At 36.0% G+C, this 16,140-nt stretch carries 9 protein-coding genes; 1 reads left to right on the top strand and 8 read right to left on the bottom strand.

The genetic code is table 11. The annotated features are described in order from the left end of the window. Window positions 1-37 precede the first annotated feature (37 nt). From FFWV33_RS14835 to FFWV33_RS14810, 7 genes are all read right to left on the bottom strand, one after another. Complete coding sequence (locus FFWV33_RS14835; RefSeq protein WP_245891734.1) at window positions 38-1,030, bottom strand: sulfatase-like hydrolase/transferase; 993 nt, start codon at window positions 1,028-1,030, stop codon at window positions 38-40. Between the two features lie 241 nt (window positions 1,031-1,271). After that, window positions 1,272-1,448, bottom strand: a complete 177-nt coding sequence (locus tag FFWV33_RS19550) for a hypothetical protein (protein WP_245891531.1) — start codon at window positions 1,446-1,448, stop codon at window positions 1,272-1,274. Beyond that, window positions 1,445-2,806, bottom strand: a complete 1,362-nt coding sequence (locus tag FFWV33_RS14830) for an alpha-L-fucosidase (protein ID WP_245891530.1) — start codon at window positions 2,804-2,806, stop codon at window positions 1,445-1,447. Before FFWV33_RS14830 ends, FFWV33_RS19550 begins: the two co-directional genes overlap by 4 nt. Before the next feature lie 105 nt (window positions 2,807-2,911). Beyond that, entirely contained in the window at window positions 2,912-4,204 is a 1,293-nt protein-coding gene (locus tag FFWV33_RS14825) for a glycoside hydrolase family 117 protein (protein WP_108741627.1), read from the bottom strand. Window positions 4,205-4,223: 19 nt separating this feature from the next. Further along, on the bottom strand, window positions 4,224-6,218 hold the full coding sequence (locus FFWV33_RS14820) for a right-handed parallel beta-helix repeat-containing protein (RefSeq protein ID WP_108741626.1): 1,995 nt from the start codon (window positions 6,216-6,218) through the stop codon (window positions 4,224-4,226). 29 nt (window positions 6,219-6,247) lie between these two features. Next, a complete protein-coding gene (locus tag FFWV33_RS14815) occupies window positions 6,248-9,097 on the bottom strand; it encodes a glycoside hydrolase family 2 protein (protein WP_108741625.1) in 2,850 nt (949 codons plus the stop codon). A 25-nt stretch (window positions 9,098-9,122) separates the two neighbouring features. Further along, window positions 9,123-11,960: a glycoside hydrolase family 2 TIM barrel-domain containing protein gene (locus tag FFWV33_RS14810; RefSeq protein ID WP_108741624.1), complete on the bottom strand. Its 2,838-nt coding sequence runs from the start codon at window positions 11,958-11,960 to the stop codon at window positions 9,123-9,125. A 187-nt stretch (window positions 11,961-12,147) separates the two neighbouring features. Here FFWV33_RS14810 and FFWV33_RS14805 point away from each other — a divergent pair, with 187 nt between their 5' ends. Next, window positions 12,148-13,302, top strand: coding sequence for a hypothetical protein (locus FFWV33_RS14805; RefSeq protein WP_108741623.1), 1,155 nt, complete (start codon window positions 12,148-12,150; stop codon window positions 13,300-13,302). A 36-nt stretch (window positions 13,303-13,338) separates the two neighbouring features. Here FFWV33_RS14805 and FFWV33_RS14800 read toward each other — a convergent pair whose 3' ends face one another. After that, entirely contained in the window at window positions 13,339-15,900 is a 2,562-nt protein-coding gene (locus tag FFWV33_RS14800) for a glycoside hydrolase family 3 C-terminal domain-containing protein (RefSeq protein ID WP_108741622.1), read from the bottom strand. Window positions 15,901-16,140 lie beyond the last annotated feature (240 nt).

Below are 16,140 nucleotides of genomic sequence, written 5' to 3'. Positions count from 1 at the left end.
AATTCGCATAGGGTAGGATAAATATCTACCGAAGCAATTAGACTATTTGACGGAACTGCTGCTTTTTCATCTGAGGTGTTTTGACAATCATGGCGCTATTTAATGCATTTTCGAAAGCACTATGTTTTCCCCAAATAGTTTGATCTCCCAAATGCCAACCGTGATCTCCCCAAACTACGACAATCGTATTTTTGTCCAGTCCCAATTCTTTTAACTTATCCATCACTTTGCCCACTTGAGCATCTACAAAAGAAACTGCAGCGTGATTGGCATGAATAATTTGTTTGGCATAAGCATCTGAAATGCGTTTACGAGCACCTCCTTTTTCAGGAGAATAATACTGTCCAAAAAATTCTTCACTATTGTGTAAAAACTCATCAGCTACATTTTTTGGAGCATCGGGATTGGGTGACAAATTCATTTTCGATCTATAATACAAATCCCAGTATTTTTTTGGAGCAGAAAAAGGCAAATGTGGCCTAAGGAAACCTACTGCCATAAAAAATGGTTGTTTGGCATTGGCTCTTTTTTCTAATTCTTTTACCGCAAATTGTGCCACTCTACCATCAGGATATACCTCATCGGCAACATCCAACATTTCAAACGGGGGTGTTTTCTTAGCGTCTCGATGCTCGCCACCAGCATACATTTGAAAAGCATCTGGATTAGTGATAAAATCATTCCAACTATGAGGTAATTCTAATTCTTTGCCTCTTCTTCCGCTGATACTATGGCTGATTTTCCCCATTCCCACCGTATAATACCCATTCCTTTTTAGATGATGAATAAAAGTTTCTGGATTGTCTGTCTCTGGTTTTCCAGCTAATCTATTTCCTAAAAGTGGATGTGAAATTTCATCACTAGAAGTTAAATTTTTCCCGGTTAACATTACCATTCGTGATGGGCCACAAGTTGGGACTTGCGCATAATGCCTCTTGAATAATCTGCCTTGTGCTGCGATGGCGTCTAAGTTGGGAGTAATCATATCTGCAACACCGTAAGCATGTAGTTCGGGTCTTAAATCATCTATTGAAATAAATAGAATATTAGGTTACTTATGCTGTGCATTTAAAGTTATGATATTAGCAAATAACAACATCATTATAAATCTACTTGATTTCATTCGTTTGTTTTTATAAATTAGTGAATACCCATATAGGATTCTAAAATAAATTCTAAATGGGTATTCTAACTTTCCAAAACTACAGAATCAAATCAAATTGTAGCCCTACAAATGTTCTTGATTAGAGATCATATGAGTTTTTTTTGTTTTATTCTAATTCAAATTTAAACACAGTTGCCAAGTCATTCATTGTAGCGTCTGGCATGGTTAGGAAGAAACTCTCGGTGGTTAGTTCCCATTGCACTTTGGCATTCGATCCTAATAATTTCACGTTTTTTATTGGAGAAGGAGGGATATTACGGTGATGTCCTCCTATAGCTCTCATGTCAATTTTTTCCCTTTTTGAGGTTTCCCTAAAAAGAAAACATACATGGCTTTTTTATCTTTAGAAATGGTAAAACGCACATCATCCTCGGTATAATTTACAGTAGCAGATTGCCCTCCATGATGCCCATCTCCAGCACTTGCGGTTCCGTATCCAAAAATAGTGTGGGGGTGAGTTCCGTAAACTGCTTCACCGTGTACTTTCATCCAATCGCCAATTTGTTTTAAAATAGTTCTTTGTTCTTGATTGATAACGCCATCAGCACGTGGTGAAACATTCAACAATACAATTCCGTTTTTACTCCAAACATCAATCATATTTCGAATAACCAAATCTGCCGTTTTATATGGATGCCCTTCTACATACATCCATTTACTTTCTCCAATAGTAATATCCGTCATCCAAGGTGACGGCCAAGAATCTCTTCTTCCTCCTTGTTCATAATCCAACACGCTATATTCAAGCGGTAAATCTTCTTGTTTGTGCGCCAACATTACCTCTTTATTATTCTTGACACCATTGTTAAAATGATGTGCCGCCATTTCCATTCTTTTGTCTTCTGGAATCATATTCAACCAGGAATCATACCATAAAATGTCGGGACTATATTTATCAACAACCTCATTTACTTGGTCTAACCAATACTTGTTAAACTCTTCAATAGTTTCAAAATTACCAAACAATTTGCGTAGCAACGGATCTTTGGTCGCCGTTGGTAGGTCTGGATGATACGGATAATGGCTGTTGTAACCCGTCTTCCAATTTTCAGGGATATTGGCATTACGCTGACCATTTCGAGCATGATGAAAAGTGGCAATCGTTTTCATGTCACGCTTTTTTAAGGCTGCAAAAAGTTCTCCCAAAATATCTCTTTTGGGGCCCATATCTTTGGCATTCCAAGGATTTATTTTGCTATCCCACATGGCAAATCCATCGTGGTGTTGCGCTACTGGACCCGTAAATTTTGCGCCAGTAGATTGAAATAATTCCGCCCATTCCTCTGGATCAAATTGTTCTGCTTTGAACATTGGGATAAATTTTTCATATCCAAATTCGTAGATACTACCGTAAGTAGCTTCGTGGTGCTTTCGATCACTAGAATTATCCAAATACATATTTCTAGGATACCAAGCACTTCCAAAAGCGGGAACGCTGTATGGTCCCCAATGAAAATAAATTCCCAATTTGGCATCTGCAAACCATTCTGGCGCCGACCCATGTTTGGAAAGGGATTCGGAATTGGGTTTGTATTTTTCTACTTTCTTAGAAGCAATGGCACTCCCTGATTTACAACTTGAAAACAGTAGTGTTAATCCTAGTGTAATACTAATAAGTGTTCTATTTCTATATATTTTCATGTTTTAAATTTTATTTTTTATCGAATACTTTTCCTAATTATTTACCGTATTTATAGATCTCATACTTTTAGAAATGGGTAAGTATTTTTTCCTAATTCTGTAAAGCTAGTTTTTTAAATTATCCGTTTGTTGTTGGATGCGTTCCAGCTGTTTTTCACTTAATTTATGGGTATAATGAAATTCTGGACTATAATTATAATGATGTTCTTTCATTTGTTGATCGTCTATAGTTTGACTTAAATCACAATCAAAACGAGCTAGAATTGTATGGTTCCAATCGCCTCCAGCATTAATAAAATGTGAAATCCCCCAAGTAATTCCTCGTCCATTTTTGGTATCTGTAAAAGCATCTGGTATGAAAGGCCCAGCAGCAACAGGAAGCAACTCTGTGATAGAAGCGATTTCAAAATTGACCCAGTCTTTTGCGTATTGAATGGTATTGTGTTCCATTCCGTCTTTAATAATTAAGGCTGCTACGCCTTCTTTATACGGGAACAAAGTGGTTTCGTGACCCGAATTCAATACTGGATTTAGTGGATGTTTTGTAAACGGCCCCAATGGATTATCGGCAATTGCCAAACCTTGCATTCTTATTTTTGAAGGATTCAATTCTGGTTTTTTATCGAAATCTCCTTTATAGTACAAATAAATCTTCCCATCATGTACAAGAGGATACGGATCATGGATAGAATATTGGTCCCACGAACCTTCAGGTCCATTAGGAATAACTACTTTGTTTGCCGAAGTCCAAGGGCCATCGGGAGAATCAGCATAAGAAACCGCCACAGGACAAAAATCACCTCGTAAACCGCTAGCTTCCATAAATGCTTGGTAATACAAATAATATTTTCCTTTGAACTTCAAAATGGCTGATGTAGTTACCGAGCGCCAACCCGCTTGAGGTTTTGGAGGACGCGCTACTGCAATCCCTTGTTCTTCCCAAGTAAATCCGTCCTTGCTAGTGGCATACCAAATATCCGCCAAATCCCAATCGGAAGATGGAATAACGTCTGTAGCTTCTTTAGCTCTCGACATTCCAACTGCTTTTACTGCTGTCTTGCGACCTGTATACCAAACGTAATACTTACCATTTTCGAAAATAACTTTGGAGGGGTCACGTCGTGTAATCGTTCCGTCTCCGCCATTATAATCAAACCCTTTTAATTCGGTGTATTTAAATTGTGTGTACAATTCATTTTGTTCTGGCCGAATGGCTTCGTATGCGTCATAATTACGCGCTACTGCTGCACTCAAAGGGCGATTGGGTTTTTCTTTAGGAATAAAATATGGGAATTCTTCGGTTGTAACTTGCGATTTTTCTTTCCCGTTTTTTTCCTGCGCTTGAATTTGCCCTATATAGAGAACGAAACCAATTGTTATTAAAAATATATTTTTCATCTGTTTTTCAAATTACTTTTTATCTTTTCGATTTAGCCTTATTTATAAATTCTAACTTTTTATAATCATTCCCTGGAGTCCATGCAAAACCTTCGGAAGTCCAATCTACTCCAGCAGTCCATGCTTTACCACCAAATTCATAGGCACCCAAATCTGGTGCAGCTCCTATAAATCCGTCCGTTATTTTTTTAATTTTATTGGCTTTATCAATTATTGGAGAATCTTTTAAAGGCATAAAAAGAGAACTTTTTTCGATAGAAAATGGCAAAGTAGAAAACTGAACATTGTTTTTGAAATCATTGTCTGCTTCTGTTCCTTCAAACTCTTTTTCGTCTACTCTATATTTTGTTCCATCACCCGAATGCCACCAAGGGCGTACATCCGAAATATTGTTGTACAAGGTATTTTCTGCTACATTGGTTTGGACACCGTCTCTTTTGGGTACCCAACTATCAATAAGGGCTTGTTCTGCATGACCTACATTCCAAAAAGTATTGTTGTATATTTCATTTTTTACGGCATTCCAATTCAAATGCAAGCCGCCCCATTCTATATCCCAAACTACATTGTGGTGCACAATGTAACCTGCTGCATTATTGTCTAGATAAATACCCACTGCTTTTTTACCCGCATGTTTGGCGCCATACGCATCATGAAACCAGTTGTGATGTACCTCTACATTTACAGGAATACTTCTTCCGGTGACATAAAACAATCCTCCATCGGCTCCCGAAATCAAACATTTTTGAACGTGATTATAGGCAAACTCGCTATCATCACCCGTAACTTTTACCCCATCACGAGCGGAACCATAGAAGGAATTTTTTAAAATTTTATTTCTTGCACCACTACTATTCAGCAGTTGCGCATGAATGCCAATGGTATTGAAATATTGAATGATATTGTTTTCGATTCTGTTATCCTCAGCATCTTTACTTATTATAATACCGTTCACAGTCCCACTTTCTAAAACACATTTTTCAATGGTGTTATTAGACCCATTTAAAACTTGAATGGCGGCGTCACTTAATGCGGCACCAGTTAAATTGGTAATCAATTTATCAGATCCGTGTTTGACCATGCAATTGGTTATTTCATTATGATTTCCTTTGATGGTAATCATTCCTCCAAAAAAATTAAGCTTATTAAAATGAATATAATCTCTAGTAATTTCGGCCACATTTAAACGAGAAGTAACTTCTACCAAATCATTATTTGGATTTTTACCTTCGGGAGCATATAGGTAAAGTTCTTTTTTTTGAGTGTCATAATACCATTCTTTTGGTGCATCAAGCGCTTCTAATTTATTCATTAGATAAAAAATTCCTCGATGACCATTCTCTGTACGCATCGGACTATGGGTGTCTCCAAAAGGCCATTCATCTGGTAATGTTTTAAAATGAATTCGATTTAAATCTTTTTCATAGTTGGTAATGGTACGTTCCCAACTGCAACCGCTATGCGCACCTAGGTAATGAATAGTTCCGCCAGTCCAATCGATATTCGGAATTTCGTTATTAGAAATATAAGACATAGAATACGTCCCTTTGGTCATATCGATGTATTTGGCATCCAACGTATATTCATCATTGTCAGCATCATTTGGCCAACGAGCCAATTGCATTTTTTTCGAATTAAAAAAGACATTATTCCCGTCTCCTAATCCTAAATTGACACCCGATTTTTTATAAATATTTCCAGAATATTTTTCCCAACCCGAAACTTGATCGGTTGCCGAAACAATGACAATATCATTTTCGAAAGAGGTAAACAAAATTGGTTTGGATGCAGTACCTGAATTCTTCGGTACAATATTTTCACGATAAGTGCCTTTGTGAATGTAGCAAACATCTCCTTTGACCATAATTGCAGCTGCCTGAGATATGGTTTTGAAAGGATTTGATACGGAACCATTTCCAAGAGATTTATTGGTACAATCTACATGGTATTCTTTTGCAGTAACATTAAATGCTATTGCAAAAAGCAGGAACAAAAATTGATAGTTTTTTTTCATTTTAGAAATTATAAAGGTTGGTTGGAAAGTTAAAATTCAAAAGTTAAATCTATAATTATAGGCTCGTCATCATTACCGAAAATATTTTCGGGATTTCCTTGCGGACCTGTTCTCTCTGCTTCTTGGAATTTGGTACCTATAGCAGGAATATTTTTTACAAACGATATATCTCCCACAGGAAAATCTTTGACTGTTGCTCCTTTTTGTGGGTCTACTGGCTGTTGTGGTGTCAACATTCGTAAAAAAGTTGCATCAGATTTGCAATAAACCGTAAATCCATTGTTGTTGTTTCCTTTCAGTTTCATCCAATATAAACTGGAGAAGAATCCTTTGAATTCAGGATATACAAAACCCGATTCACCCGTAACGGTATTGTTATAGTCGTTTTCCCAAACGTTGAATTTAGTTCCTTTCATCCTGTTTCGCCAAACTCGGTAAGGACCATCACCCAACCATTTCATGCCGTTGACTTCTTGCTCCGGAAAAGAAAAGGAAATACCCATATAACCCGTTACTTTCTTCTGACTTCTCATTTCGACTTTCAAATCAACCAAACCATTTTGATGAATTGTCCACTTTATAAAATCTTGCGTTGTTTCGGTATTTTCATCCCATTTATAGTACTTCTTGTTCGTTTTAAACAAAGCGATAACTTCTGTTTTAGTATCAGTCTGTTTTACAAAAATCGTATCGATTTTCCCTTTATGACCTAAAATAATTGGCCCTTCGTTTAACGGAATTAGCTTTCCATTAGCAATCACTTCTTGCAATAAACCGGTAGTTTTAGAAAATTTAAAATGCTTATTATTAGCAGTTACCAGAATCTGTTCGTTTTTAATTTCAGAAGATACAGTTCCTTTAGCATCAGCAATGCTTCTTTCTGAATTTAATTTTTCGGGTGTTTTTACAGGATACGACCAGGTGAATAGTTCCTTTCCGTGTGGGTCTGTTGCTTTTAAATAAAGTGCATCAGCCGATTTCCAATTTTGTGGTTTTTCTACTGAGAAAGTACCTTTTTCATTAGGTTCTAGATTTGGTAATTTTACATTACTTTGTGACAATACTTTAAATTCGGTTTTTTCATTTGGACCATTAAACTGCACCCATTTAGCCGTCATCACACATTCGTTAAGATTGGTAAAGTGATACCTATTTTCCACCTGAAAAATCCCTGAAAAATCATCACGAATAAAACGGTCTGCAATTGCTATTGGCGACCAAACTTCTTTAATGGTGAAGTAACTACCTTCTTTTTCGCCATAAGGACCTACAATTCCGTCTGGTGCGTGATTTCCATCAAAATCAATTTCGTTATTTTTGTCGGTTCGAATGACTCCTTCATCTGCAAAATCCCATAAAAAACCACCAGCAGCCAATGGCATATTCCACATTTGTTTCCAGTAATCATCCAAGCCAGCTCCGTGACCGCCATCATATAAACCGTGCATAAACTCCGTTGGAAAATATATTTTATCTTTTGCAGGGCCATCATAAGCAAAAATATGGTAATCAGGATAATGCATTGTATTTGTTTTTCTGAAGATATTCCAAGGATGTATTACTTCTCTTTTTTGAATGTCCCATTTTGCAAAGTCATTGTCTAATGCTGTGTTCCATCCGGTTTCATTCCCATTTGCCCACAATACAATCGAAGGATGATTTACATCTCGAACAATCATTTCTTTAATGATTTTTTGTCCTACTTTCGTATCCAAATAGGGGGTATGCCAAGTACACATTTCATCAATTACAAACAAACCTAGAGAATCGCAGACCTCCAAAAAATGTTTATCTGGTGGATAATGCGACATACGAACCGCATTCATATTCATATCCTTCATCATTTTAACGTGCTCAATACTCAACTCTTTGGAAGTAGTTCTACCCGAAGTTGGATAAAAAGAATGTCTGTTTACGCCTTTGAATTTTATCTGTTTTCCATTCACATAAATTCCGTCACTTTCACGGACTTCGATGGTTCGAAAGCCAATTTTTTCAATTTTAGTATGTAAGCTAGCTCCGTTTTTATCCAACAAGCTCATTTGAAGTTGATACATCGTCGGTTTCTCTGGATTCCACGATTTTATGTTAACAGCTTTTGTTGAAAATGTCCAATTATCATCCTCTTTTTTGAAATCAGTAATGGTCAAATCTTGCAATTTTTTTCCTGTAATATCAGCAAGAACCACACTTACTTTCTCTGCCTTTTTCGAAGAAATTACTAGCGCTGTCTTTATTTCTCCAGTTGCTTTTGCATCAATAGCCACTCTTTCAATATGGTCTTTTGGTAGTACTTCAAGAGAAACGGGTCTAAAAATTCCACCAAAAATCCAAAAATCTGCATCTCGTTCTGCAGCGTTAATCGATTTATTGGCAGAGACTTTATTCACTTTTACTTCCAGCACATTTTCTGCTCCATATTTGACCAAATTGGTAATTGAATATTTGAATTCATAAAAAGCTCCTTGATGAATTTCTCCCGCCAGTTTGCCATTTATTTTCACTTCGGCATCAGTCATTACACCTTCAAAAACTATTTTAAGCTCTTTATTTTTCCATTCTTTCGGAACTAAAAATTGGTGTTTATATAAACCGAATTCATCGTGTATTTTTAAATCTGTGTCTCTTTTGTCGTGTCCATAGTTATAACCACCAAATCCTTGTAATTCCCAACAAGAGGGAACGCCTATTTTTGCCCATTTGCCACTTTGCATTCCATCTGAACAATAAAAATCCCATAGTACCATATCGTCTTTACCCGTTCCAGACAAGTATTTTATGGTTGTTTGTGTATTTTCAACAGTTTGTTGTGCCTTCGCATTCGAGAAAAAAAGCAAACTAACGAAACAGCTAATTGCAAAAATTTTATATATTTTCATATTTAGTTTTCTTAATTGTTGGGTATTAAAATTCAAAAGTCAGGTCGATAGTAATAGGCTCGTCATCATTACCGAAAAAATGTTCCGAATTTCCGTGTGGTCCCATCGTATCTGGATCCTGAAACTTTGTGCCAATTCCCGGAATATTTTTTACAAATGAAATATCACCTAGGGGGAATTTAGGATTCAATCTTCCATTCTTATCCTCCTGCGTTTTATCAGGCGTTAACATTCGTAAATATGTGTGCGGCGAATGGCAATAGACCGTAAAACCATTATCGTCTTTCCCTTTTAATTTTGTCCAGTAGACACTAGAGAAAAATCCTTTAAACTCCGGATATACAAAACCAGATTCTCCAGTTATGGTATTGTTATAATTATTTTCCCAAACCTGAAATTTGGTTCCTTTCATGCGGTTTCGCCACACGCGATAAGGACCATCGCCAAGCCATTTCATCCCTGCGACCTCTTTTTCTGGAAATGAAAACGTAATTCCTCTATAGTCTTTTAAGTTTCTATAACCTTTAAACTCCACTTTCACATCCAACAATCCATTGGAATGTACGGTCCATTTAATAATGTCTTTTCCATATTCTTTAATAGTGGACCAAGAAGGAGATTTGACAGCTTTTTCGAAAGTGACTGTAATTTCTACTTTATCTTTTAGATTTTGAACCGCAATATTTTCTATTTTGTCTTTTTGACTTAAAATAATCGGACCATTGTTTAGCGGAATAACCTTCGAACCTTTCATTACTTTTTGAAGTAAGCCAGTCGTTTCAGAGAAAACGTAGGTCATTTTATTAGCCACAACTTTAATCGAATTATCTTTAGTTTCGGACAATAAAGTTCCACCACCTGCATAATCAATTAAAGGTGAATTCAGCTGTTTTGGTGTTGAAACAGGATAAGACCAGGTGAAAATTTCCTTACCGTAAGGGTCTGTTGCGGTCAAATGTAGTGCGTCTGCCGATTTCCAATTTTGAGGTAGTTCAACCGTAAACTTCCCTTTTTCGGCTGGATTTAGACTTGGCATTTTTACAATTCCTTCTGCCATGATTTTCGGATTTGATTTTCCTTCTGGTCCATCAAATTTCAACCACTTCGCAGTCATTTTACATTGGTCCAAATTGGTGTAGTGGTACCTGTTTTCTAATCTAAAAATGCCATTAAAATCATTGGTAATGAATCTGTCTTCGATATAAATTGGCGACCAAATCTCTTTAATTGTAAAATAACTCGCTTCTTTTTCGCCATAAGGGCCTACAATTCCGTCTGCGGCTTTATTTCCTTGTAAATCAATTTCGTTATTTTTATCCGTTCTTTCGATTCCTTCATCTGCAAAATCCCAAAGAAATCCTCCTGCGCTTAAGGGCGTATTCCACATTAGATTCCAATAATCATCCAATCCAGCTCCATGACCACCGTCGTATAACCCGTGTAGAAATTCGGTTGGAAACAAAATTTTCTCCATCGAATAGGAATCGTTTACCAAAGAATGGTAGGGGCTGTAATGAATCGTATTTGTTTTTTTGAAGATGCTCCAAGGATGAATAACCTCACGTTTTTGAATATCCCATTTTGCATAGCCATCATCAACTTCTGTATTCCAACCTTGCTCATTACCATTTGCCCAAAGTAAAATGGATGGGTGATTTACATCACGAACGACAGTCTCTTTTACTAGTTTACGGGCTACTTTTGTGTCCAATATTGGGTTGTGCCAAGTACAAAGCTCATCAATAACAAACAATCCCAAAGAGTCACATACTTCTAGAAAATGAACATCTGGCGGATAATGAGACATACGAACGGCATTCATATTCATGTCTTTCATCATTTTTACGTCATCAATACTAATCTTTTTTGAAGTGGTACGTCCCGAAGAAGGATGAAACGAGTGGCGATTGACACCTTTAAATTTAATTCGCTCGCCATTTACATAAACGCCGTCACCTTCTATAATTTCTACAGTTCTAAAACCGATTCGTTGGCTTACAGCATGCAAAACCTCTTTTTTATTGTTGAGCATTTCAATATTTAAGGTATACAAATTGGGTGCTTCTGGATTCCATGTTTTTATAACATTTGCTTTTGTTGACACTGTCCATTTATCTTGTGATTGGGTTGCTTTTTCAACTTTTAAATCTTGAATTTTCTTTCCGTTTGCATCAGATAAAGACAGTTTTACGGTGGTCGCTTTTTGAGAAGTTGTAAAAACATCTGCAATTATAGTTCCGTCTGCTTTTGCGTCAATCGCTACACGGTCAATATTTTCTTTTGGTAAAACTTGCAAGTAAACAGGTCTGTATATTCCACCAAAAATCCAAAAATCAGCTTCACGTTCTGCAAAGTTGATAGATGCATTAGCCGATACCTTATTTACTTTTACTTCCAAGACATTGTCTTTTCCATATTTTAATAAATTGCCGATAGCATATTTAAATTCATAAAAGGCACCTTGGTGAATTTCGCCAGCCAACTTTGCATTGATTTTAACTTCGGCATCGGTCATTACGCCTTCAAACACGATTTGTACCTCTTTATTATTCCAGTCTTTCGGTACCTTAAAGGTGTGTTTGTACAAGCCAAATTCCTTAGCTCTTTTATCTGAATCGTCACTACCATAATTATAGGTACCAAATCCTTTTTGTTCCCAACAAGATGGTACTCCAATTGAAGTCCATTTGCCGCTTTTTCTTCCTTCTGAACAAAAGAAATCCCAATCGACCAAATGATCTTTATCGGTACCCGATAAATAATGAATCTCGGTTTTTTGATTATTAGAAATACCTACATTTTGAGCCACTGATGCATAGCTATTCAGAATTAAAATTAGCAACAATGCTGTAAACTTTTGCATGTGGTGTTGGTTTTTGGTTAACTTTTAGAAGTGTTTAAATCGAAATAACTTCCAAATAAGAAATATTATTTATATATGAATACTTCAAATGTATCTAATTAATAATCTTTATGTAACTTTAACCACTCTTTAACAGTAGCTATAACGGTTAAAGTTATAAATAAAACATTGAAATACAGTTATTTAAATGAAAGATACTAGCTTAACCAAAAACCAAAAGCAAGACCTTGTTAACCACATAAAGCAAAGTAAAACCTTTAAAAATGCCCCTACAAGTAGTGCATTACTACAGTATTTATTTGAAGCTACCGAAAATGAAACTTCACTTAAAGAAGCTACTATCGATATTGAGTTTTTTGGAGGTTCGCAAAACTCAGATAAAACTAATCCGCGTGTACGCGTGAATGTGTACAATTTGCGCAAGAAAATAGTAAGCTATTATGAGGATGAAGGCCGAGACGAAATCTATCATTTAATCATTGATAAAGGTCAATATCAAGTTCGATTTTATAAAAAAGAAACAGCAGTAAAACGTAAAATAAATTGGGCGGTGGCGATTCCTTATATAGGGTTGTTTCTGGCTCTTTTTATTTTAGTCCTAACAAAAATCCCAAATTCGAAACCTGATTTATGGAAATCTTTTTTGGACAAAAATACGATTACTAATTTGTTTATTGGTGACCATTTTGGAATCACAGGCAACACAATAACAAACGGTAAAGGTTGGACTAGAGATTTCAATATAAATAGTCAAAAAGAATTCTATGAGCTTATTGATAAATATCCCAACTTAAAAGACCAAATCAAACCCTCTGATTATTCGTATAGCACCAAAATGGGGGTTCTGGCTACGCAACAATTGGAGCGTTTTTATCGAAATTACGATCATGATTTTACAATCCGTTTTACTACCCAAAGTTCGATTGTAGAGATCAAGGAAGGGAACGCCATTTATGTAGGCCCTACTAAAAACAATAGTCCTTTCATTCCGTTTTTTAATGAAGCGAATCCTTATTTCAAATTAAAAGAGGATGTTTTGTACTTTTCCAATCATCCTAGTTTAGAGAGCAAGCGGTTTGATTTGACTTCGCCCAAAGACACGGTAGAATATGCGATTGTTTCAAAATATCCCACAATAAACAACACCGAACATTTTGTATTTTTCTCCCAACATGATATAGGTGTAAGTGCCACAGTGGAATATTTTACCAATCCTGAAAATATGGAGACGTTTTCGAACCGTTACCTCAAAGGCAAAAAACACTTTACCGCTGTTTTTAAAGTCAAAGGACAAAACCGCACCAACACTAACATAAAACTAGAAATGGCCGTACCTTTTTAAAGACACGACCATTTTTATTAGTTTATTTTACTGCTATTACTTTGCTTTTGGATATACACGGTAAGGCTTTGCATTTCCGGGAGGTATAATTTTGATGTATTCTATTTCCATTTCTGATGGCAATATGAAGGCATTTAAGATAACTTCTTTACCGTACTCTGGTGGAATTGGAATTTTTATAGCCAAAGTTTGGAATTCAGTATTTTCTTTTTTCACTACGTAGGTGTCAATTTCGTTTCCTAACATTGTTAACTTCAAAGTAGCTTCGTTTGTTTTTAATTTCATATTTACCTCGGCATCCCAAGTATTGACATAAAAACCAGGGTCTCTAAAAGTCATTTTAAATTCTATTCCTGAATCCTCTTTTTTAGATTTAGGATTTGCTGTTTGCAAGAAGCTTTTATCTTCATAAATAGAATCCCAATTTTTGAATCTATTAGGATCTTTAGCATTAAAATAGGCCGATTTGTTGTCTACATTTACTTCTGGAACCGCACCAGCTTTTAGTGTTACTTTTCCTTTAGCTAAAATCTTTTCAGAAGAATTACCCACCATGATTTCAAATTTTCCGTCGCTTACTTCAAAACGTTTGTTGTCTACATTGTAATAATTAAAGGCTGCATAGGGTACATTTAAAGTTACATTTTTAGTTTCTCCCGCTTTAAGATGGATTCTCTCAAATCCTTTTAAAGATTTTAATGGTGCTAGTTTATTTTTACTTAAATCTCTGATATACAACTGTACGACTTCATCACCATCAATTTTTCCAGAATTAGTTACGCTTACAGTAACAGCAACGCTTTCATTGACAGCTAAAGTTGTTTTATCTAATTTTAGATTTTTAATATCAAAAGAGGTATAACTCAAACCATAACCAAATGGGTATAAAGGTTTGTTTTTGAAAAACATGTACGTTCGTCCTTTTCTAAGGTCATAATCGTGTATGTTTGGCAAATCATTATCCGACTCATACCAAGTCGAGTTTAATTTTCCACCCGGATTGTATTTTCCCCAAAGTACATTAGCAATTGCCGTTCCTTGCTCTTGACCGTTTGGCCACGCGCAAATTATTCCGGGAACATCTTTCTGAGAAGGACCAATCGTGGTAGCACCACTCGGAATCAAAACAACTACTGTATTTTTGTTTACTTTCAAAACGGCTTCAATCAATCTTTGTTGCGCACCAGGTAATGCCAAGGTGAAACGGTCTGTATTTTCGGTGGATGTTTTTTCGTCGTTTCCAACAAAAATTATAGCAACCTCAGATTTTTTGGCCGCTTCAACTGCTTCTTTGATTTTTGCTTCATCAAATGGTTCAATAATTCCACAACCTTCAGCATAATTAATTTGTGCTGTAGTGCTATTTTTTATTCCAGCCAATGGACTGATTTTACTTTTAGGAAATCCAGAATAAATTCCCAACCAAGCTTGGTTTGCAAATGGCCCTAAAACTGCAATTGATTTTACATCTTTTTTAAGGGGTAAAATATTGTCATTTTTTAATAAAACAATGGCTTGCTCTGCTGCTTTGAGTGCCAATTTTTTATGTGTGTCGCTTTCTAAAACAGATTGCGGTATTTTTGAATATGGATTTAGTTCTGGTTTGTCAAAATCACCCGTTAAAAAACGCATTCTCAAAAGTCGAGCAACCGAAACATCAAGTTCAGCCTCTGTAAGTAAACCTCGCTCAATTGCAGGTTTTAAATTTTGTACCATTAGTGATGCCTTAGGTCGAAAACATTCCTGATCGGTACCCGATTTTATAGATAAAGCGGAAGCCTCAGGAAATGACTTAACATATTTCTGATTGTTGAACATACCCGAAGCTGCATTCCAATCGGCCACAACATAGCCTTTAAAGCCCCATTCATTTCTTAAAACATCGGTTAATAACCATTTACTTCCAGAACTAGGAACTCCATTCAACCCATTTAGTGCTGACATAATTCCACCAGCTTCTTCATCGGCAATACAGGTTTTATAGGCAGGCATATAGAATTCTCTCAAATCTTTTTCGCTGATATTAGATTGAATACGCTCTCTGTTTTTCTCAACATTATTTGCAATAAAGTGTTTGACCGTAGTTACTGTTTTAAGGTATTTTTTGTCATTTCCTTGCATTCCTCTAATGTACATTCGAGCCATTTCGGACATTAAAAACGGATCTTCGCTATAACATTCTTCGTTGCGTCCCCATCTAGGATCTCTTCCTAAATTTACCGTTGGCGAAAACATCATCACTTCTTTCTGTCCATTATTTTTCAAGGCACGTGCTTCGTTTGAAATAGCGGTAGCCACATCAAACATCAAGTTTGGATTCCAAGTGGCACCCATGGCAATGTTTTGCGGAAAAGAGGTGCAATTCCATGCAATAACACCGTGCAATGCTTCGCCATACCAGATATAGGCAGGGATACCCAATCGTTCTATAGCGGGAATATCAGAACTACATTGACTAATTTTTTCTTCAAGAGTCATCTTGGATAATAAATCTTTCACTCTGTCCTCAGTAGGAGCATTTGGGTTTTTCCAAGTTTGCGCATTGCTTCCAGCAGAAAAGAGGAAAAGCGCAACAATAATTTTGCTTAGTTGATTCATAATTTATTTATGTGATTTTTTGATTGGTTTGTAATCTAGTCCGTTTAATTTGAAAGTTATTGCCTTTTAGCTGCAATGCTAAATTGTAAACTGATTAGACTATAATAGTTGAAATTCATGGTTGGTATGTTTTAGTTATTACAGTACAAGGATAGTCGTTCCATTTTGAATGAATATCATAAAACAACTCAAAAACTGTTGCAATCACTGTAACTTTAACCGTTAAAATATAGCTTAAAA

This window comes from Flavobacterium faecale (assembly GCF_003076455.1).
Taxonomy (GTDB): domain Bacteria; phylum Bacteroidota; class Bacteroidia; order Flavobacteriales; family Flavobacteriaceae; genus Flavobacterium; species Flavobacterium faecale.
The sequence above is the reverse complement of the archived record's forward strand: the minus strand, read 5'-3'. Positions and strand labels throughout refer to the sequence as shown.

Coding starts and splice junctions, on each gene's coding strand:
- FFWV33_RS14825 (WP_108741627.1), bottom strand. CDS start 4,204: ATGAAAAATATATTTTTAATAACAATTGGTTTCGTTCTCTATATAGGG.
- FFWV33_RS14800 (WP_108741622.1), bottom strand. CDS start 15,900: ATGAATCAACTAAGCAAAATTATTGTTGCGCTTTTCCTCTTTTCTGCT.
- FFWV33_RS14815 (WP_108741625.1), bottom strand. CDS start 9,097: ATGAAAATATATAAAATTTTTGCAATTAGCTGTTTCGTTAGTTTGCTT.
- FFWV33_RS14805 (WP_108741623.1), top strand. CDS start 12,148: ATGAAAGATACTAGCTTAACCAAAAACCAAAAGCAAGACCTTGTTAAC.
- FFWV33_RS14820 (WP_108741626.1), bottom strand. CDS start 6,218: ATGAAAAAAAACTATCAATTTTTGTTCCTGCTTTTTGCAATAGCATTT.
- FFWV33_RS14810 (WP_108741624.1), bottom strand. CDS start 11,960: ATGCAAAAGTTTACAGCATTGTTGCTAATTTTAATTCTGAATAGCTAT.
- FFWV33_RS19550 (WP_245891531.1), bottom strand. CDS start 1,448: ATGAGAGCTATAGGAGGACATCACCGTAATATCCCTCCTTCTCCAATA.
- FFWV33_RS14830 (WP_245891530.1), bottom strand. CDS start 2,806: ATGAAAATATATAGAAATAGAACACTTATTAGTATTACACTAGGATTA.